Here is a 19209-nt window from a genome sequence, read left to right as displayed (position 1 = left end):
GAGGAATGTGTTGTCCGTCATTCGTATCGAAATAGCCTCGTGACGGTGAGGTCGGAATGGAGTACCACCCGTCCGGCGCAGTTGCCGCCACCGGACGGGCGACTCGGCATAGTCGGCATCGGGAACATCGTGCTGGAGAGCGGAGCGGTCGTTCCCGATGTGCATCTGGCGGTTCAGCGCTGGGGTGAGCTGTCCCCCCGTCTGGACAATGTGGTGCTGGTCGAACACGCCCTCACCGGGGACTCCCACGTGGTGGGCGAACCGGACGATCATCACCCGCTGCCCGGCTGGTGGAACGGCATGGTCGGCCCGGGCGCCCCGCTGGACACCGATGAATGGTGCGTTGTCGCGGCCAATGTGCTGGGCGGCTGTCAGGGCAGCACCGGCCCCTCCTCGCTCGCGCCCGACGGTCGGCCCTGGGGCTCCCGCTTCCCGTGGATCTCCATCCGCGACCAGGTGAGTGCCGAGGCGAAGCTGCTGGATCTGTTCGGTATCGAACGGTTGGCCGCGGTGGTCGGCGGATCGATGGGCGGTATGCGGGTCCTGGAATGGATGGTCGGCGCCCCCCGACGAGTGGCCGCGGCCCTGATCCTCGCGGTGGGCCCACGCGCCACCGCCGACCAGATCGGCACCCAGACCACCCAGATCGCCGCCATCACCAGTGACCCCGACTGGCAGGGCGGCGACTACCACGGCACCGGCCGCGCTCCCCTGACGGGTATGGGCATCGCCCGCCGTATCGCGCATCTGACCTACCGCACCGAGACGGAACTGGAACAGCGGTTCGCCAACCGCCCGCAGGACGGCGAGAGCCCTTGGGACGGCGGACGGTACGCCGTCCAGAGCTATCTGGACCATCAGGCCGCCAAACTCGGCAAACGCTTCGACCCGGGGACGTATGTCCTGCTCAGCGAGGCGATGAACCGACACGATGTCGGCCGGGGACGCGGTGGTGTCGCGGCCGCCCTCGCCGCGACACCGGTGCCGTGCCTCGTCGGCGGCGTCGATTCGGACCGTCTGTACCCGTTGTACACCCAGCAGGAACTCGCCGACGGACTGCCCGGCTGCCAGGGCCTCGAGGTCATCCACTCGATCGACGGTCACGACGGTTTCCTCACCGAGGCGGCGGCGATCTCCAAACTGCTGGTCCAGACCATGAACCTGGCCCGCACCAACCGCTGACCGCCCCGCCCGGTCATATCACCCCGAGGGTGTTGATGGTCACGGCAATGAACACGATGGCACTACCGAGCAGTGCGAGGGCCCCGACATCGAACCGTTTGCTCCGCACCGCGAGCAGCCCGACCCGTTCCGTCGGCAGGCACAACCGGAACATCGCCGCCAGCAGCGTCGCGCCCCCGAAGAACAGCGCGCCGCGCCGCCAGCGGTCCCAGACGACGAAGGCGACCGCGACCGTGATCACCAGCGCCACCACGACCATCGGCAGATGACAGCGCAGGAACCGCGCTGCCCGGGTACTGGTGCTGATGGTCTCCGCGTCGCTCACGGCCGCGATTCTTCCAGACGAGGACGGCGGCGAGCAGCCCCCGTTCCGGGATCGGCACTTGTTGCCCGGCCGACCGGCTCGGTCATCGAACAACCGCAACCGCCTGGTTGACTGGTCGGCTGTGTTCCGATTGATGTTCCACGAGCCGTGCATCCCGCCCAACACCGGTAACGCCATCCGGCTCTCCGCCGGCACCGGGTGCGAACTGCACCTGGTCGAGCCGTTGGGGTTCGACCTGTCGGAGCCGAAACTGCGCCGCGCCGGATTGGACTACCACGACCTCGCGAAGGTGACGGTGCATCCAAATCTGGCGGCGGCGTGGGCGGCGTTACGGCCGGAGCGGGTGTACGCGTTCACTACCAAGGCCACGACCCGATACACCGATATCGAGTATCGGTCGGGGGATGTGCTGCTATTCGGCACCGAACCCAGCGGGCTTCCCGAGGATGTGCTCGCCGACGAGCACATCACCGACCGGGTGCGTATCCCGATGCTGCCGGGACGGCGTTCGATGAATCTGGCCAATTCGGCCGCGGTCGCGATCTACGAGGCGTGGCGGCAGCACGGCTTCGCCGGGGCGGTCTGAGCCCCCGCACCGAACACCGCCCGCGCCCGCCTGGTACGCGACCCGCGTGTCGGCGCGTCCGTTCAGTTGTCGATATCGAAGCGCTTGTGTCGTGAGGTGGCGCCCGCGACCAAGCGGACCGCGCTCTTCGGAATGCCGAAGTACTCGGCCAACAGCTCGATGGCCGCCCGGTTCGCCTTGCCCTCCGCGGCGGGTGCGCGGACGTAGAGCCGCAGGGTGCCGTCGGGTAGGGTTTCGACCAGTGGGCCCTTACGACTGTTCGGCTTGATCGTCGCCCGAACCGTTGTCGGCATGCGTAGCTCCTGTCCCGGTGGGCGTTTTCGCGTCGACGGCGGGGCGGGTCCGGGCGGGGCGGCGAACCAATCGCACGATCCCCCAGCAGATCACGCCGATCAGTGCGAGGAATCCGAGCCACGGAACGGCTGTACCCGCGAAGACGACAGCGTCCTTCAGCCAGTCGACCAGGGAGTTCCATCCGGCGATCACACCGTCCCAGAAGTTGGTCGGCCCGTCGTCGGCCTCCTCCTCGTCGGTGGTGATGGTGAGGGTGAGGGTGGACAGCGCGATCTGGTCGTCGAGCAGGCGTTTCTGCCCGGTGAGGCTATCGAGTTCCCCCTGCCGGGTCGAGAGGGCCTCTTCGGCGGCGATCAGATCGGCGGTGTTGGTTGCGCCCGCCATGAGTGCGCGCAGCCGATCGACCGAGGCGCGCAGGGCGGCGATCCGGGCGTCCAGGTCCTGCCACCGCATGGTGACATCATCGCGGTTGGTGGTGATTTCGGTGAGTTCGCCGATACTTTCCAGGCCGTCGATGAACGCGTCGGTGCGGTCGGCGGGGATACGCACGGTCAGTTCCGCGCGCGCATCCTCGTCGTCGGTACCGGGCTGTTCGGTGCGACTGTCGACTCTCCCCTTCAGTTCCTCCACCCGGTCGACCACGGTGGCGGCGGCCGCCACCGGGTCACCGGCGGTGATGTCGACCTGACCGGTGACGACCTCTTTGCGGTCGGTTGTCTGTGCGCCCGTGTCCTGTTCGGGTTTCGGGCCCTGTTCCCGTAGCCCTGGCGCGATGGCCGGGGCGGGCGCCTCGGAGTACGACGACCATCCCGCGCTCGAACCCTTTTCACCGTCGTTGTCGTTGTCTCCGCATCCGGCGAACAATATCAATCCGAGCAGGACGACCAGCAGCACACCAAGCTTCCGCATGATCGCAGCGTAGTGGTTCGTCCAGGGGGTCGGGCGGCGAAATGAGCGAGGCCGCCGGAACTCCGCGGGAAACGACGACCGGGCGTGGACCGGCCGCCACCCCGCCGGGCGGCCGATCCACGCGCCGACCGTTCGGCGAAACGGTCAGCAGGCCAATCGTTCCGTGGATTCGGCGTCCAACGCGGCCTCCACGTGCTCCAGGCCGGTCCGAATCACGTGACGGTAGGCATCGTTGGGGAGCACACCGATATGCCCTCGGGCGAGCGCCAACTGCATTCGGGCGGAGTCGAAATCGCCGACCAGCCGGTGACTGTCGGCCAGGCTCAGATACAGCGACGGCAGGAATCCGCGAATCCCGTCGTCGAGCGGATTTCCGGGCATGAAGGCCGAATCGAGTGCCTGCCGATCCCAGAACAGCGCCTCTTCGGCCGATTCCTGGACATCCGCCAGATGATGGGCGATCACGCAGCGATACAGCGGACCACCGCCCTCGCCCATGTCCTCCCACAATGCGCGCAGCGCCCGCCGCGCCGCCCCTCGATCCACCCCGCCGAGCCGCACCGCGGCATAGATATCCGCCATCCGATCGTCCGTCATGGGCCTCATTATCGCACATATGTTCGAATCTCGAGCTCGAACATATCGGCGAATTTTCAACTCCCAGAACAAGTCGGGCGCGCCGCACACCCTTGGCAGGAGAACTTACTTAGGAGTAAGTTCAATCCGGGAAGAACCTGCGAAGGGGCAGCGCCATGACCGAGATCGACAATCGGAAACCCACCCGGTCCCCGCGTGACAAGCGCGACCTCACCGGACGGCACGTCCTCATCACGGGCGCCTCTTCCGGTATCGGACGGGCGGCGGCCATAGCCGTCGCGAACAGAGGCGCGGTGGTGTTGCTGCTCGCCCGGCGCGGCGCGGAACTCGACGCCGTGGTCGAGCACATCCGGGCCACGGGCGGTGCCGCCTGCGCCTACCAGTGCGATATCACCGATTCCGAGTCGGTCGACCATACGGTGAAAACCGTGCTGGCCGAACACGCTCACGTCGACATGCTGGTGAACAACGCCGGACGGTCGATCCGCCGCGCCATCCACCGCTCCACCGACCGACTGCACGACTACGAACGCACCATGGCGGTCAACTACTTCGGCGCCCTGCGGCTGACCCTGGCCCTGCTGCCGCAGATGCGGGAGCGGAAATTCGGCCATATCGTCAATATCAGCAGCGCCGGTGTCCAGGTGGCCACGCCCCGCTACTCCGCCTATCTGGCCAGTAAGGCGGCGCTGGACAAATTCACCGAGGTCGCGGCGGTCGAGACGATGGCCGACGGGGTCACGTTCACCACCATCCACATGCCGCTGGTCCGTACCCCGATGATCACCCCCACCGGTAACCAGGGGCGCGCCGAAACACCGGAATGGGCGGCCGCCACCGTGATTCGGGCGCTCGTCGAACGCCCCCGACGCATCGACGTCCCGGTCGGTACCTTCGGGGAGTACGGTGCCCTGTTCACGCCTCGCCTGCGCGATTTCATCATGCACCGCTACTATCGCGCACTGCCCGATTCCCCCGCCGCCAAGGGCGAGAAGACCGCGTCCGCGGAGCCCGCCGAACAGCCGACGCGGCCCCACCGTCCCCATACCCGATCGACGGCACGCAAGGTAGCCGGTAGCGCGGTGCGCCGGGCCGCGCGCTGGGTGCCCGGCGTCTACTGGTGAGCCCCACCGCCTGTTCCCGACCACGGCAAGGGCCGGCATCCTGCGCATACATCCGCTTCAATACTGTTTACTGGCTCGTTGCCGTTAGGTGACCCGGTGCTCGCGGAACCGGCACGGACTTGCGGCGGACAGCGTTCAGGAAAGCGTGTGTCTGCGTATGGTGATCGGATACCCGGCGGAAGAGACCTACCGGCACGGAATGTATCCGGATGAGCAGGGGCGTTTCGGTCGTTTCGGTGCAGGTTCGTCCCGGAGGGACTCATGGCGGCCCTCACCCAACTGGAGGACGCCTGTCACCACGCCGCGAGCGATCCCGGTTTCCTCGCCGAACTGTCCTATCCGCTGCGAGAACGCGTCGGCCGCCCGACCCTGCTGCGCCAGGTGCCCCGGTTCGCCGAGTTGCTCCGGGTGAACGGCGCCAAAGTGTATCCGAAGCGCGAGGATATGGCGCACACCGGTGCGCACAAGATCAACAACACCCTCGGTCAGGAATTGCCGGCCGCGAATGGGCAAACGGCGGATCGTCGCCGAAACCGGCGCCGGACAGCACGGAGTCGCGGCGGCGACGGTGTGCGCCCTGCTCGGGCTGCGCGGGCTCGGCCGCACCGAGGCCATCATCACCGCCCTCGAATCCGCGCACGCCCTCGGATATCTGCTGGAAATGGCCGAACACGCCGAATTGCCCGCGGGTTCGATCGTCCTGCTGTGCCTGCCCGGACGCGGCGACAAGGATCTGGCCATCGCGGCACGGGAGCCCGGTGTCGCCTGAGACTCAGAGTTCGAAGACCCGGTCCGCGGCCGGGAGCGCACCCACGGTGGCGGAGATCTGCGCGACCAGCCGCCACGGCCGATCGGTGTCGGTCTTGGCCTTCCCGCTGGTCAGAATGGCGCCGGTGAGCCCGCGTTCCGGATCGGCCCAGCCGTACTGGGTGGTCAGACCGCTGCGCCCGAAATGGGACCGGGTGTCACGGCCGAATTTCGAACGCCCCGCGCCCAGCTCGTAACCGGCGCGGCTCACTCGCCCGGCAATTCCCGGAATCCACGGGGCCGGCCGCACCGCGGCACGGACGGTCTCCGGCTCCATCATCCGCACACCGTCGAGTTCGCCTCCCCGTACGAGGACCTCGTAAAACCGCGACAGCTCGAAGGCCGTGGTGATGAGATTGCCGGAAGGCAGTTCCGCGGTGAGGAACTCCCGGTTCGCGTCCATGGACTTCGGCCCGGACATCGGGCCGCCGAGCGCCTTGCCCGCCACGAATGTCGCGAACCGGGGCGGCGGCGGGCCGGTTCGCACACTGGGCACCACCGCGTCGACATCCTCGGGGCGCACTCCGAAATTCGTCCAGCGGAACCCCAGCGGCTCCAGGACCCGTTCGGCCAGATGTTCGCGCATCCGTTTGCCGGTGGCCCGCCGCACCAACAGCCGCTGGATCAGCCCGCTGGTCAGCGCGTGGTAAACGCGGAACCGGCCCGGCTGCCAGCTCGGCTTCAGATCCGCCAGACCGCGCACGCACAGCTCTTCGTCGAACACCAGCTGGTACCCGCGATAGGGCGGTGTCACAAACGGTATGCCGGCCGAATGCGACAGCACGTCCCCGATCGTGATCGTGTCCTTGCCGTTGGCCGCGAACTCCGGGATATGGGCGCACACCGGATCGTCGAGGGCGAAGGCACCCTGCTCGACGAGCATGAACATCACCGCGGCCGAGACGCCCTTGGCGGTGGAGAATCCGCAGAACGGGCTCTCGGTCGTCACCGGGATCTTCTCGGCGTCGGGCCTGTCCTTCGGCCCGTTTCCCCACCCGTGCCCGATCGCCCGGTTCAGCACGACCTTCCCACCGCGGCGCAGACACACCTGGATGGCCGGTGTGGTTCCCATCCGGTACCACCGGCGCACCGACTCCCAGATCGCCTCGACATCCGCGCGGTTCAGGCCCGCGTCGGCGGGGTCGTCCTCGTATCCGAACGAGGTCACGGAGTCCAGGTCGGCCACTATCTGCACCAGCGAGGAGGTATCTGCGCTCACGGCGCCCAGGGTAATCACGGCGCGAGCGGTATGCGGCTGCCCTCGCGCCGCTCGGCCCGCCGAGCGGTGAGGAAACCGTCGACGATAGCCATGTTTGGCCTCGGCCGACTTCGCGCTGTCCGCAGCTTCGGTCTGCTCACTGTCACGACCATGGACATGCCACCCGCCGCCGGCGGAGATCCTGCCGACCTTCTTCACGTCGAGATGGGCCATGCGCCCAGCCCGGCGAACGTCGAGCAGCAGGCGGACGGCCGCGTGCCGTAGCCGTTGCCGGAAGGACTCGCCGTGGAGGCCATAGACGCCGATGTCGCCATTCTGAGCACCGGAAATGGCCCACCTTCTGCCACCTCGGCGGCGAATGGTCATGTGCCGGACTTTCACCGGAGGGACTGGAGGCCATCATCCGGACAACCGCGCACACCCTGCCGGCCGGTTCCGCCGATCAGGCCGATATCGTCGCCTGCACCGATGTACGCGCCGATCCGGCCGAAGTGACCGTCCCCGCTCTGGTGATCTCTACGACCGCCGACGCCCTGGTGCCTCCCGACCTGCATCGCGAGGTGCCGAAGGACCGGTCGCGGCCCGGCTGGTCGATATCCGCACCGGCCACCTGCCGTTCGCCGAGAAGCCGCCGAATGGACCGCCCTGATGACGGAATTCCTTGGTGAACAGGCCGTCTCGGGCCACCCGGCGCAAGCCACCCCCATTCCTTGACGCAACTGATCGGTTGCAATATTATTGCAACCGATCAGTTGCTACTCAAGGGAGGTTGTCATGGGATTTCCGGACCGTATAGAGCGCACCCTCGAACTCGTCCACCCGCCGGACAAAGTGTGGGCGGCACTCACCACCGCCGAAGGGCTGGGCACCTGGTTCGGCAACGCGGCCACGATCGATCTGCGTCCGGGCGGCGCCGCCCAATTGCGCTGGGCCGAAGGACACCAGGCCGACCTGCGGGTCATCCGGGTAGAGGAACCCACGGTGTTCGGCTTCACCTGGCGGATCGACGGGATACCCGAGGACGATCCGCGCCGCACCTACGTCGAGTTCACCCTCGAACCGAGCGGTTCCGGCACGCGACTGCGAGTGGTCGAGTCCGGTTTCGCGCAGATGCCCGACGACATCGGCCACAAGGCGTACGACTCCCACGCCCAGGGCTGGACAAGCGAGTTGGGCGAACTGGTCGACTATCTCGATGCCGTCTGACAACGAGGCGGTCGCCGAACAGGTCTTCATCGCGCTGGCCGACCCGAGCCGCCGCGCCATCCTGGCCGAACTGGCCGCCAAGGGTCCGGCCACCGCGACCGACCTCGCCGCCGCACTGCCTATCACCCGACAGGCGATCGCCAAACATCTGACCTTGCTCGCCGAGGCAGGTCTGGTGACGGCCGAACCCGGGGAGCGGCGCCGGGTGCGCTACCGCGTGCGGTCCGCCCCCATGCGGTTGGCGCAGCAGTTCCTGGCCGCACTGGCCCGCGACTGGGACGGCCCGCTCGACGCACTGCGCGACTATCTCGATGGTCCCGCCACCGGGTAGCGGCCACCCCGTGACCCGACACCCACCGATCATCGATGAGGTTCACCCGATATCAGGGTCCTACTGGTACGGACACCTATTCGAGAAGGAGGCGCTCGGTTACGGCCCGACGCTCACCTGGTCCCTGTTCATCGAGTGTCAGCCGGTGCGGCGCTCCTGCGGGGAGATGTCCGTCGCCATCCTGATCGATGGGATACCGCTGGACGTCACCTCCTGGCAGGATATAGCCGGCACACAGGCGGAATGCACCGAATTCGGCGAGCCGATCGAGGCGTCGGTGTATTTCTTCGACCATCGCCCCTACGAGTACGTGCGCATACAGGCTCTTCGGCAAACGGGCACGACCGTTCGTTTCTCCGTTGATCTGAAAGGCGACCAGCACGGAATCGGCATCGATCCGCTCTCCGTGACCGCCGACGCCGAGTTCCGCGGTATCGCCGTGCAGTTGGGGCAAAAGCGCGACATGGTCGAGTTCACCGATCCCGCCGGTCTGACCTTCGATGCCCGTTCCGGCTGGTACAAACCGACGGTCCGGTAGCGGCCACCATGAGGAAAGGACAGTTCCGAGGCGATCCGCGGCCCTGACCGTGCCCGGCCGTGGGGAGCACCGCCCGGCTCGGCCGCCCGGTCACCGAGTCCCCGGGCGGGCACAACGGAATCCGCACCGACGCGGAGGAATTCGCCCGCCGGCTCGTCGACGTTCTCCCACCGGGAGCCGAGGCCGATTCCGTGTGATACGGTGCTGAACAACCCATTGCGCTCTCCGGAAGTACGCCGCAGATGAGAGCGCAGTTCGATGTCATCGGGCCGGGCGGGGCGGTACGTCGTATACGCATACCCTCCCGAAGGAGAATCACCGATGTCCGTGGGCATTGGCCTTCCTGTTTCCGATCCCGCCGTGCTGTTGGAATGGGCTCGGCGCGCCGAGCACGGTCCCTTCGACACCATCGCCATCCTCGACCGGCTGGTCTACGACAACCCCGAGCCCATGATCGGCCTTGCCGCCATCGCGGCCGCGACCACGCGAATCCGCCTCCAAACCGAGGTCGTACTGGCACCGCTACGGGAAACCGCGCTGCTGGCGAAACAATCCGCGACACTCGACCGGATCTCCAACGGCCGCTTTACGCTCGGTGTCGGTGTGGGTGGCCGCGCCGACGACTACCTCGCCACCGGCGTCGATATCCATACCCGCGGCAAGCGGCTCGACACCCAACTCGACCGCATGCGCTCGCTCTGGGCGGGCGCACCGTTCTCCGACGAGGCCGGACCGATCGGCCCACGGCCCACCCGCACCGGTGGTCCGGAACTGTTGATCGGCGGGTTCGCGCAGGCCGCACTGGCCCGCGTCGCCCGCTGGGCCGACGGTTTCCTCGGCGCCGGACTCCCGCCCGCGTACATGGACGCCAAATTCCGTGCGGTGGAGCGGGCCTGGGCCGAAGCCGGCCGCGCCGGCAGCCCGCGCCTGGTCGCGCAGGTCAATGTCGCGATCGGGCCGGATGAGGTGGTGGCGGAGGCACTGCGCGAGCTACGCCGCTACTACGCGTTCAGCGACTACGTCGACGGGATCGCATCCGGCATGTCGAGCAGCGCCGAATCCGTCCGACAGGCGATGACCACCTACACCGATATCGGCGCCGACGAGGTGATCTTCTACTGCTGGTCCGCCGACCCCGACCAGGTCGACCGGCTCGCCGATATCGTCGACGCAACCGCTCGTAGATGAACCGGGCTCGGTGAGCGGGGAGGCGGCTTCCACCCGATATCCGGGGAGCCGTCGCCGGTGCTCGACCGTTCAGGACGCTCCGGCACGCACCGCGATCTCCACGGCGGCCACGACCCCGTCGCGCCAGGGCTCACCGTGTCCGGGAAGCACGGTCCGCGCGCCGGTGTCGGCCAACGCCGTCGGCGAGCCCAGCGCCCGAGGGCTGTCGGCGGCGGCCGCGCCCGAGACGATCTGCGGCCGACCCCACCGGTATAGGGGTCGAGGTGACCAGCGCGTCCCCGGAGATGACAACGTCGCGATCGGGCAGGTGCAGCGCGCAGTGCCCCATCGTGTGCCCGGGGTGAACACCACCTGGGGCCGGCCCGGCACATCGAGCCGGGCCCCGGCCTCCATCGGTACCGGGTTGGCGAGTCCGCGCACGAAGAAGACCCCGGCCGGCGCCGTCCTCCCCAGCACCGGCAACGACCGCGGGTACCGGATCGAATACCGCAGGGGGTTGCGTTCCCGCTGGTAGCGATAGGGATGAGCGGCCAGGAAACGGTCGCCGTCGTGAGTGAACACCAGCGCGCCCCAGGTTCCGCGCACCCGTCGCGCCGAACCGACGTGGTCGAAGTGCGCGTGGGTGAGTAGCACCGCACGCACGTCGGCGGGGCCACGCCCGATATCGCGCAGGGGCGGTTTCCAGACGGTGGAAGGTCGCGGGCCACCCGGTGTCGAGCATGGTGACACCGTTGTCGTCCTCTATCAGATAGACATTGACATCGGCGTGCGCGAGTCGATGCACGCCGTCGGCGACGTTGCGTTGCAACATGCCGTCCGCCTACCGCGGATACCGTGGGGCAAACGGCCGACCTTCCTCACCGCATGACGCCGGCCTCGGCCATCAGGGTGGTGAGCGTTTCGGTCTCGGTGGTCAGCGAACCACCCGCGAAGGCCAGGGTCCGGTACGTGCGTTCGGCCGCCTCGCGGTTCCCGGCTCCGCAGGCGTCCGTTACCATGATCGGCAGGTAGCCCAGGTCGAGGGCGTGTCGGACGGTGGGCTCTATCCCGACCTCGAGCGCGATCCCGGCCACCGCGAAGGTGTCTATACCGCAGTCGCGCAGCGCAATGTCCAGCGGGGTAGCGGCGAAGGCCGACATGGTGATCTTGTCGAAGACCATCTCGTCCGGCCCGGGGGTGAGTTCCGGTACGAGCTGATATTGGGGCGAACCCTGCGGGAAGCTGCAGCGCACCTGCGCCGGATCGTCCACCCGCTGCCAGGCCATCGCGGTGCGCAGCTGCGCTACACCCGCCACGGCGGTCGGCAGCGACATGTGTCGGACATAGAACACGCGGAAACCATTGGCACGTGCCGCGTCGCGCAAGCGCACGCATCCGGCGACGATCCGGTCACCGTCCGGGACCTGGCGAACGATACCCACCTGCATGTCGTAGATGAGCAGGGCCATCCGTGCCGGATCGCAGGCGTCTTCGACGGTTTGCGGAATGCTCAGGCCGTATGCGTGTCGCACGGTGCCGTCCTCACTCACTCGCCGCGACGGCGTCGCGGCGCCGGCCGGGGATCACCGGATGAGCTCCGGAACGGTCGAAAACACTGGCTCTCATCGGATCGGGTTTCCCTCTCTGGTGGGTTCGGTGGGACGAACCCATACAAGTCCGCGGGCTACTCTCGGACAAGAACGCACTTTTTGGTGAGTACCGGGAGGCCAGATGCCTAGTAAGCGCTACCACTGCCCGGTGGAGGTGGCCGTCGACCTCATCGGCGGCAAATGGAAGCCGGTGATCCTGGCCCATCTCAAGGAGGGCGTGCACCGCTATGGCGAACTCCGCAGGCTCATGCCCATGACCAGTGAGAAGATGCTCGTCCAACAGCTGCGCGAACTCGAAGCCGACGGCCTGGTGCGGCGTACCGCCTCCGATACGGTTCCGCCCCAGGTGGAATACGACCTCACCGCCGAAGGGCGCAGTCTCGCCCCGGTACTCACCGCTCTCTACGAATGGGGACAGCGGCGGGTCGAGCGGGCGGGGCTCACCCTGGCCCGTTGAGGCGTCCGAGGGCAACGGGAACTCCTGGGCCCCTGCCGTTTACCCGGACCACGATCTTCGGCCACGGAAGCCATTGACCCCCATTCCTTCCCGGACCTAGGCGGAAAGCCCCAGGATAACTACACTCGGCATCAGGCTCCGGTGATGGGTTCGGGAGCAGGGGTCGGGTAGCTGGAAGGTGTCGACATGGGTATCGAGCTTGTTCCAGAAGGGGAAGATCCTCGCAGCGTGTTCGGGTGCGACGGACGACCGGACGGTATCGGTCCGGCGTCTTCCAGAAGACGGTTCGGGTAGCCCGGGCGGCGAATTCGACCGGCTTTACCGCGCCGACCCTCGAACGAGGGTGTCGAGTAGGAACAGTCGGGCTTCGCGGGGGATACGGGATACACCTCGCGAGCGTGGATCGGTAGAACTGGAAACGCTCATGGGCAACGAAGCTCCGGACCGTCCCGCCGTCGAGATGGCGGATTATCTGGCCGAGGACCGCACCACGACGACCGTGTCCTCGTTCGTCCTCGAGGCACGCCGGCGCGGCCTGGACCCGTCGCCGTTACTGGATGCCGACTTCTTTCTCCGCGGCGCCGACTAACTCGCTCGGCCGAATGCCGAATGCCTTGCAGATCTTGTACATCTGCGCCATTGTCATGGCCCGTTCTCCACGCTCGAGCCGGGTGATGGTCTTCTTGTTGTAGCCGGTCTTCTCGGCCAGCACCTCCTGGCTCCAACCCCGGCGCGCCCGCATGGCACGCACCTCCGCACCCAGGGCCGCGTCCAACCTCGCCTCCTCGGTCGTCGCTTCTTCCGACTCAGCGGGCGTCGCATCCATGTCGACCATTCTGGGGACCGAGCCCGGTTTGAATCAAGTGTCCGATCACTTCGGCCCCGCGTTCGAGCAGCAGTCGATGAACAGACCGAAACTGGATAAATATAGACCAATAAAGGTTGAAAAGAGACCAAAATAGGTCTACCTTGAAGTTGTGGCAGCGCACCGCCGCAGCTCACGTCCCGGAAGCACCGCCACAACTCTGCCAACCGGGCACACCGGGCACGGTGCTGCGCTGCCACCCCGACAGCAGCGGTACGGGAACCAGGAGCGACCGATGAGCTGGAGTGGAGACCCCGTATGGCTGGCCGACGTGCTTCGCGACGCCGGCCTGTCCGTACTCGAACACGACGGCTGGCGAGAGCGCGGCCACGGCGACTTCCTCGATATCCGGGGCGTGCTGTGCCATCACACGGGCGGCGGTGGTCCGAACGACTGGCGCCTCGTCCAGGACGGACGCCCGGACCTTCCCGGACCGCTCGCCCAGCTGGTCCTCGAAAAGGACGGCACCTACCGGGTGATCGCCGTCGGCGTCTGCTGGCACGCCGGCCGCGGCAGTTGGCCCGGCTGGCCCACCGACAACGCCAACTACCACACCATCGGTATCGAAGCCGTCTCCCGCGGCACTCCCCCCTGGGACTGGACCCCCACCCAGCTCGACGCCTACAAGCGCGGCTGCGCGGCTATCCTGCGCCGCATCGGCCGCGGCTCGGGCGACTGTGTGGCGCACCGCGAATACTCCAGCGAAGGAAAGATCGACCCGGCGGGCATAGACATGAACGCCTTCCGCCGGGACGTACAGGCACTGATCGACAGAGGTGACGACATGGCGTTCCTGGAAGAGAAGCTCACCAACTACTACGGCGACCAGGTCACCGTCGGGACCCTGCTGCACTATCTCGACAAACACGTCGGACTGACACTCGACCAACTCGCCGGCGCGGGCACCGCCCGCGGCGCCGACTTCCCCGGCTGGGACTTCCTGGGCGGCCGCACCACCGCCGAAGCGCTCGGCGTCATCGGCGCGGCCCTGAAAATCCCCGGTTTCCGGGACCCGACCACCGGCCAACGCGCCTGAGGAGAAATGCGCGGTACCCCTGCCGCGCGGATCGGAGGACGGCATGCTCGCCGATGTGGCATCTGTCCTCGGCGGTCTGCTCACCGGCGTCGGGGGGGTGTTCACCGCCGGCATCCTCGGCCGGCGCAAACGCCGCGCCGACGCCGTCCAGGTCCTCACCCAAGCAGCCGCCCAAATGGTCGAACCCCTTTCCCGGCAGCTCGCCGCGATGACCGCCGAACTGGAAGCGCACCGCCGCACGATTGTCGCGGCCGAACAACGCTGCCGCCTCGCCGCGACCTGCCACACCAGCTGGGACACCGAAGTTCGCTCGTGCCTGCTGGATCTCGGCGTAGACGTACCGCCGCCACCACCCGTGGAGAACGATCCTCACGGCCGAGCGGTGAATTCGCCCGTACCGAGGTGACGCCGGGTGGTAGCCGGTTCCGAAGGCACCGACCGCAGGCAACATCGCCGTAACCCCATTTCACGGTTGCGGCGTCAGGGAATCCCGCCGGTCCGGTCGAGCCATCTCTCGTACGCGGCGACGGGAGCCAGAAACTCGGCCACTTCGGCCGCCCGGTCTCCGCTGGTGTCGATACGCCCCGGCAACTGGTTCCCTTCGAGAACCGTCGATCTGAGCTGGCGTGAATACTCGTACGGGTCGTAGGGGTTGTCGCGACTGAGCGCGGCCCGGTGTGGGTCTTCGCGCTGGAGTCCGAAGAAGTCGTTCATGACCTCGGGGTAGGAACCCTGGTGCTCGGCCGCGATGCTGTCGAAGCGGGCCCGATCTTCGGGATGCATGAGTTCGGTGTGCACATGAAACGGGGTGCCCGGTACGTCGGACAACCCGCCGGTGAGAACGACGGCACGGCCGTAATTTTGGCGGTCCGCCCATTCACGCAGGCTCAGAGGGCGCCCACTCTCATAGGTGGGGTCGATCGCCATGGTTTCCACAGAGCCGTCGGCGTTCTCGACCCGAATGGTCGGTGCTACGTGGTTGCAGAAGGGGCTGTACTCACTGGGTGAGTATACCGTCAGCGCGCGCCCCCCAGCGGACGAACTGATGGTAACGATCCCCAGGTCACCGTCCGGGATCAGGGTAAAACGCGCTCCTTCGAACTCCACTGTGTCGCCGGAACCTCCGTCGGCCCGGACCCGCTCGGAGAAGGACAGGGTGGGGTTGCGGTCCTTGTGCATCGCCATCCCGGTGGCGTACGCGCGTTCCAACCCGTCGACCGATAGATCGGGGACGAACGAACGGGCAATTCCCAGCGCCTCCGGAGGAACACCCGCCCGACGCAAAGTCGAAAGAATCGCTTCCGCCCGCATAGTACAGGAGGTGTTGATGCGAAACGGCAGGGGTAGTCGCGCGGCCATCGCGGTCAGCCGCTCGGCCTCGGGCATACTGTAGCTCGACCGTCCCCCCCACCGATCCCCCACGTTCACACCGGAATCCGGCTCCCTCAGTCCGGCATTTTCTATGGCCGCCCGCCCCTCTGCCTCAGCGGTATCCCAGTGATGGTCCGTACCATGTAATGGATCGGTCAGCGAGTGGACGGTTTTTTTGCCGGCCAGCATGGCATTATGGAAACCATTCGCCAACCGCATGGTGATGTTTTTAAGGGCAGCCACGACCGGCTCGTACAACCCGATGCTGTTCTCCTGTACCTACTTTTCGGTCTGCCTGTAGAGTCCTTGACCGGATGCTGCGGTAACAATGTAGTAGTGGTACGCCTTCGTTCAGGCGCTGCCCACCGCTGAGAACAGTTCGGTGAAGCGCCGGACCTGTTCGAATAGAGAGGTGGCCGCATCTGCCCCCTGTGATCAGGTGCTCGCCGTGCCCAGCTCATACGAAGACGAAACGGTCGATCGCCCAACAGATCATCTCCACACACCCCGCCACCGGCAACAGGAGGACCGGCACCGCGACGGCCCGACCAACCCGGTCGGTATCCGCGGCGAACGCCGATATCGCTTCGACGCACAGAGTCACGAACACGATCCCGACCAGTACGCCGAATGCCCACACCGCATCGGGCCGTAGCGCCGAATCGTAGCCGAGTACGAGCAGTCCGCCGACCGTCACGGCGGCCAACGACACCAAGACCACGCCGGAAAGGGCGTATTGCCAGTGGGCGGTGCGATCCTCGGTATCGTCGTCCCGGCGCAGCCAGGCCGCGAAGAACAGCAGATGAGCGAACCCGGCAGCGGTTACCGCGGCAAGGATCACCACATAACCGATAGTGGTCGCCGTGTCGCCGTGATCAATCGTGATGAGCGCCTGCCCCGCGAATCCACAGAGCACCGCACTCGCCAAGGCCGCGAAACCGAGTAACGCCTCACGACAACACATCTGGTGTCCGAGGTAGCCGTCCGGTAGTCGCGTCCGGGCACCACGCAGGAAACCGACGCCCACGACCACGAGCACGCCGAACACGATCGAACCCACCGCGCGCAGAACGGCCGGACCCGCGACAAAGGAGGTCGATACGACCAGCGCCGCCCAGAACCAGAAGCAGCCCACGAGCCGCAGCAACACCCGCCAGGCGTATTCGGCGAGCAACCGATGGGCGGGGCGCGTATCGACGCTGTCCACGAGCGCCCGCAACGCCCGCAGCGTCGACGCGCCCGGCTCGCACCGCTCGGCACGAATCCGCGAGTAGATGGTGTCCGCTGGACCGAACCCACGGAGGAACGAATTCCCCTCCGCGTACCGCTCGGCCAGTTCCCCGGAGCGCCGCGCCCGTGCCCGCATCGCTCGGCTGCTTTTCGGATAACGACCGATCACCACCGCGAGTAACAGATGGGCCGCCGCGTCTTTCGGCGCTCGCTCCACAGCCGACTCGGCATAGTGGATCGCGAGTTCGTGCCGTTCCTGGACACTCGCCACGAGCGCGGTCACCATCCGCGCCTCCGCCGACCGCGGCTCCGTCCGCAGTGCCTCTTCCGCCGCCTGCTGCGCCGCGTCGATATCGCCGATGTGCAGGCAGATATCGGCCAGGCGAGTCAGCAGTCGCACATCCCCCCCGGCCTCGCGACCAGAGCCTCGTTCAGTGCCGCCGCGCGACCTCGGCCTGCCCCAGGTCGGTTTCCACCACGGAACGCGCCAGGGCCAATTCCACCGAATCCATATCCCCCTCATTGCTCCGGCCTCGTCGTGACCGCCAAGTCTTCCATCGCGGCCCCGAGCCGTCATCCGAGGATCATTCCTGTCGCGACCATTGCGATACGGCCGAGAGCGCGAAAAGCTACCCGAGCCGAATGGTCAGGCCGCCGTGTCCGGGCGTGCCGACAGTCCATTGCTCGAACTCCGGCAGCCACCATCCTCCGTCCAGTGCCCGGTCGTCCCACCCCGTGAGTACGCGCTGGGCGTCCTCGAGTAGAACAATGAGGTCCTTGAGCCCGATCAGACGGTTCATGTGGCTGTATTCGCCTTCTTCAGGGATCTGTCGATGGGCCTCCTGGCATTGGGGGACCAGTTGGTTCAGGTAGCCGGCATATGCGACGAACCGGGTGATATCGGTATTGACGAACAGAGGGCTGTTCTGCAGCGATGGGATTGTGGGCACTGCCCAGATCTCATGGCTCGACGTGTCGATCGCGAATATCCAGCCGGCCTCGTGGTGCATGAGCGCGAGGTAGTCATGGCCGGCGGCCGATATCGGAGCCAAGAGCTCGTCGTCGGTGCACACCCGGTAGTTGTCCCCGGCGAACGGGAAGGCGGTCGGTAGTCCCGTACTTGCGAGGAACTCGGCAGTCGGTCCGCCGAGGACGGCCGAGCGAGAAGACGGTACCGGTGCGAGTCGGGTGGCCCACAGGGCTCGCGCAGCGGATTCGGGAGACTCGAGGGTTCCGTTGACGTTCGATACCTCTGTCACGATCGCACCTGTCGGTCAATTCGGTTGGCTGGGTATAGAAGGCCAAGTGTGCCTCACCGGGCATCCGGCGGTCCGGCAACCCAGGGCCGACCGGGCGTCCGACACCGACTCCGGCACCGGAAGTAGCGATCTACCTGCTGCATAGCAGTGCCCCCAGTGGACTCGAACCCACACTGGGCGGGTGTATTTTCCTCTATATTGGTACGTCCGTACATGTCCACCAATGTCCTCTATTATTTTGTACTGCAACGCATTACATCAGAATGACCGTCCGTGTGCGTCCACTCTTATCCGCACGAATCCGGGTGCGTTTATAAGGGGAAAGTATGGACTCGGCACCGATCGGCCCACCGATTCCGGCGACCGCCGAATAAACTCCGATAGCGACGTGACCGGCCATTTTGCCGAGGTTGGCAAGATGATCGGCCGGGAGTACTCACGAGCGAGTACCCCCGCCGTTTCCCTCCGCCTGGTGGACGGTATTCAGGACTCCGGACTGGCACGGACCCTAGGCTGTCGACGCCGACAAGCTGGGTTATCAGGGGGTACGCACTGAGCGAGTACCCGAGGGGAGTTGCTTCGCGTAACTCTCCTCGGGAGTCATGGACAGGATGTCCACGCATCACGCCCGTGCGCTCCTGGGTGGACTCCACTACTGACATATTCGTGTCGGTAGCGAGCCTCACGCCCCGTCAATCTCGGCGGGTAGCTGCCCGGTCGACCATCGGGCGTAGGTGTTCTGCGGGCTCACGGTGATCACATCAGCGACCGACACCAGGGTCCAGGGCACGATGCCATCGAGGTGTTCGAGGCTGGGCACAAACACGGCGTCCGCTCCGGCCCGCTGCACCGCCGACACCAGTTCGCCTACGGGATCCTCGGCGAACTCCCCGAACACGATCGTCTTGCACAATTCGTACCCGAACCGCTGCACCAGGGAGCGAATACCAGCCAGACGAAGACCGTTACGTCGGCCGTCAGGTCCGCGCCATCCGCGCCCGCCGGGGCATCTCTCAACAGGTGCTCGCCGATCGGGTCGGAGTGAGCCGCGGCGCCATCGCCAAATACGAAGCCGGCGAACGGCCGGTCGATTCAC

General features: G+C 66.7%; 25 protein-coding genes and 1 pseudogene. 14 read left to right on the top strand and 12 right to left on the bottom strand.

Annotation, left to right across the window (positions count from 1 at the left end; all coding sequences use genetic code 11):
* Nucleotides 1-45 precede the first annotated feature (45 nt).
* Entirely contained in the window at nt 46-1182 is a 1137-nt protein-coding gene (gene metX / locus ON20_RS04695) for a homoserine O-acetyltransferase MetX (protein WP_438803379.1), read from the top strand.
* A gap of 13 nt (nt 1183-1195) precedes the next feature.
* Here metX and ON20_RS04690 read toward each other — a convergent pair whose 3' ends face one another.
* Nucleotides 1196-1441: a DUF3017 domain-containing protein gene (locus tag ON20_RS04690; protein WP_051161649.1), complete on the bottom strand. Its 246-nt coding sequence runs from the start codon at nt 1439-1441 to the stop codon at nt 1196-1198.
* A gap of 187 nt (nt 1442-1628) precedes the next feature.
* On the opposite strand from ON20_RS04690, the gene ON20_RS04685 reads away from it, so the two are divergent.
* A complete protein-coding gene (locus tag ON20_RS04685; RefSeq protein ID WP_040833732.1) occupies nt 1629-2093 on the top strand; it encodes a tRNA (cytidine(34)-2'-O)-methyltransferase in 465 nt (154 codons plus the stop codon).
* Nucleotides 2094-2155: 62 nt separating this feature from the next.
* Here the strand turns inward: ON20_RS04685 and ON20_RS04680 are convergent, their stop codons facing one another.
* From ON20_RS04680 to ON20_RS04670, 3 genes are all read right to left on the bottom strand, one after another.
* Nucleotides 2156-2386, bottom strand: a complete 231-nt coding sequence (locus ON20_RS04680; RefSeq protein WP_040833700.1) for a DUF167 domain-containing protein — start codon at nt 2384-2386, stop codon at nt 2156-2158.
* Entirely contained in the window at nt 2343-3296 is a 954-nt protein-coding gene (locus tag ON20_RS04675; RefSeq protein WP_040833699.1) for a DUF4349 domain-containing protein, read from the bottom strand. The genes ON20_RS04680 and ON20_RS04675 overlap by 44 nt, the downstream gene beginning before the upstream one ends.
* Before the next feature lie 144 nt (nt 3297-3440).
* The gene (locus ON20_RS04670; protein ID WP_040833698.1) at nt 3441-3893 is read right to left on the bottom strand and encodes a hypothetical protein; all 453 of its coding nucleotides are present in this window, start codon (nt 3891-3893) and stop codon (nt 3441-3443) included.
* 185 nt (nt 3894-4078) lie between these two features.
* On the opposite strand from ON20_RS04670, the pseudogene ON20_RS04665 reads away from it, so the two are divergent.
* Nucleotides 4079-5017: pseudogene (locus tag ON20_RS04665) on the top strand (SDR family NAD(P)-dependent oxidoreductase); the annotation flags it as partial.
* Nucleotides 5018-5522: 505 nt separating this feature from the next.
* Nucleotides 5523-5786 carry a hypothetical protein gene (locus tag ON20_RS36080; protein WP_051161632.1) on the top strand — a complete coding sequence of 88 codons (264 nt, stop codon included), beginning with the start codon at nt 5523-5525 and terminating at the stop codon, nt 5784-5786.
* 3 nt (nt 5787-5789) lie between these two features.
* Here the strand turns inward: ON20_RS36080 and ON20_RS04655 are convergent, their stop codons facing one another.
* Nucleotides 5790-7043, bottom strand: a complete 1254-nt coding sequence (locus ON20_RS04655; RefSeq protein ID WP_051161645.1) for a serine hydrolase — start codon at nt 7041-7043, stop codon at nt 5790-5792.
* 774 nt (nt 7044-7817) lie between these two features.
* On the opposite strand from ON20_RS04655, the gene ON20_RS04650 reads away from it, so the two are divergent.
* The 5 genes from ON20_RS04650 (at nt 7818) to ON20_RS04635 (ending at nt 10306) form a co-directional block, all read left to right on the top strand.
* The gene (locus tag ON20_RS04650; protein ID WP_040833696.1) at nt 7818-8249 is read left to right on the top strand and encodes an SRPBCC domain-containing protein; all 432 of its coding nucleotides are present in this window, start codon (nt 7818-7820) and stop codon (nt 8247-8249) included.
* Entirely contained in the window at nt 8239-8580 is a 342-nt protein-coding gene (locus tag ON20_RS04645; protein WP_040833695.1) for an ArsR/SmtB family transcription factor, read from the top strand. The genes ON20_RS04650 and ON20_RS04645 overlap by 11 nt, the downstream gene beginning before the upstream one ends.
* A 10-nt stretch (nt 8581-8590) precedes the next feature.
* Nucleotides 8591-9118 (top strand): hypothetical protein, encoded by a 528-nt coding sequence (locus ON20_RS04640; RefSeq protein ID WP_040833694.1) that lies wholly within the window; start codon nt 8591-8593, stop codon nt 9116-9118.
* Between the two features lie 59 nt (nt 9119-9177).
* Nucleotides 9178-9315, top strand: coding sequence for a hypothetical protein (locus ON20_RS36075; protein ID WP_157228694.1), 138 nt, complete (start codon nt 9178-9180; stop codon nt 9313-9315).
* A 124-nt stretch (nt 9316-9439) separates the two neighbouring features.
* Nucleotides 9440-10306, top strand: a complete 867-nt coding sequence (locus tag ON20_RS04635; RefSeq protein WP_040833693.1) for an LLM class flavin-dependent oxidoreductase — start codon at nt 9440-9442, stop codon at nt 10304-10306.
* A gap of 69 nt (nt 10307-10375) precedes the next feature.
* Here ON20_RS04635 and ON20_RS04630 read toward each other — a convergent pair whose 3' ends face one another.
* Both ON20_RS04630 and ON20_RS04625 read right to left on the bottom strand, forming a co-directional pair.
* Nucleotides 10376-11035, bottom strand: coding sequence for an MBL fold metallo-hydrolase (locus ON20_RS04630; protein ID WP_245547049.1), 660 nt, complete (start codon nt 11033-11035; stop codon nt 10376-10378).
* 128 nt (nt 11036-11163) lie between these two features.
* On the bottom strand, nt 11164-11817 hold the full coding sequence (locus ON20_RS04625) for a cysteine hydrolase family protein (protein WP_040833730.1): 654 nt from the start codon (nt 11815-11817) through the stop codon (nt 11164-11166).
* Nucleotides 11818-12016: 199 nt separating this feature from the next.
* On the opposite strand from ON20_RS04625, the gene ON20_RS04620 reads away from it, so the two are divergent.
* The gene (locus ON20_RS04620; RefSeq protein WP_040833692.1) at nt 12017-12352 is read left to right on the top strand and encodes a winged helix-turn-helix transcriptional regulator; all 336 of its coding nucleotides are present in this window, start codon (nt 12017-12019) and stop codon (nt 12350-12352) included.
* Between the two features lie 424 nt (nt 12353-12776).
* The gene (locus ON20_RS36070) at nt 12777-12941 is read left to right on the top strand and encodes a hypothetical protein (protein WP_157228693.1); all 165 of its coding nucleotides are present in this window, start codon (nt 12777-12779) and stop codon (nt 12939-12941) included.
* On the opposite strand, the gene ON20_RS04615 is transcribed toward ON20_RS36070, so the two are convergent.
* Complete coding sequence (locus tag ON20_RS04615; RefSeq protein WP_040833729.1) at nt 12903-13178, bottom strand: helix-turn-helix domain-containing protein; 276 nt, start codon at nt 13176-13178, stop codon at nt 12903-12905. The genes ON20_RS36070 and ON20_RS04615 overlap by 39 nt on opposite strands.
* 274 nt (nt 13179-13452) lie before the next feature.
* Between ON20_RS04615 and ON20_RS04610 the strand changes: the two genes are divergently transcribed.
* On the top strand, nt 13453-14253 hold the full coding sequence (locus tag ON20_RS04610; protein ID WP_083864643.1) for a peptidoglycan recognition protein family protein: 801 nt from the start codon (nt 13453-13455) through the stop codon (nt 14251-14253).
* Nucleotides 14254-14308: 55 nt separating this feature from the next.
* Nucleotides 14309-14659, top strand: a complete 351-nt coding sequence (locus ON20_RS04605) for a hypothetical protein (protein ID WP_218002437.1) — start codon at nt 14309-14311, stop codon at nt 14657-14659.
* A 74-nt stretch (nt 14660-14733) separates the two neighbouring features.
* On the opposite strand, the gene ON20_RS04600 is transcribed toward ON20_RS04605, so the two are convergent.
* From ON20_RS04600 to ON20_RS04585, 4 genes are all read right to left on the bottom strand, one after another.
* Nucleotides 14734-15867 carry a hypothetical protein gene (locus ON20_RS04600; protein WP_157228692.1) on the bottom strand — a complete coding sequence of 378 codons (1134 nt, stop codon included), beginning with the start codon at nt 15865-15867 and terminating at the stop codon, nt 14734-14736.
* Between the two features lie 214 nt (nt 15868-16081).
* Complete coding sequence (locus ON20_RS04595) at nt 16082-17254, bottom strand: tetratricopeptide repeat protein (RefSeq protein WP_040833689.1); 1173 nt, start codon at nt 17252-17254, stop codon at nt 16082-16084.
* A gap of 229 nt (nt 17255-17483) precedes the next feature.
* Nucleotides 17484-18113: an SUKH-4 family immunity protein gene (locus ON20_RS04590; protein ID WP_040833688.1), complete on the bottom strand. Its 630-nt coding sequence runs from the start codon at nt 18111-18113 to the stop codon at nt 17484-17486.
* Nucleotides 18114-18795: 682 nt separating this feature from the next.
* Nucleotides 18796-19047 carry a hypothetical protein gene (locus tag ON20_RS04585; protein WP_051161628.1) on the bottom strand — a complete coding sequence of 84 codons (252 nt, stop codon included), beginning with the start codon at nt 19045-19047 and terminating at the stop codon, nt 18796-18798.
* Between ON20_RS04585 and ON20_RS40435 the strand changes: the two genes are divergently transcribed.
* Nucleotides 19026-19209 (top strand): helix-turn-helix transcriptional regulator (locus ON20_RS40435; protein WP_157228697.1); only part of this gene is annotated, 184 nt, incomplete at its 3' end. The genes ON20_RS04585 and ON20_RS40435 overlap by 22 nt on opposite strands.

The sequence above is a fragment of the Nocardia brevicatena NBRC 12119 genome, from assembly GCF_000308495.1.
Classification (GTDB): domain Bacteria; phylum Actinomycetota; class Actinomycetes; order Mycobacteriales; family Mycobacteriaceae; genus Nocardia; species Nocardia brevicatena.
Note: the sequence above shows the minus strand (reverse complement) of the source record. Positions and strands in the feature narration are given on the sequence as shown.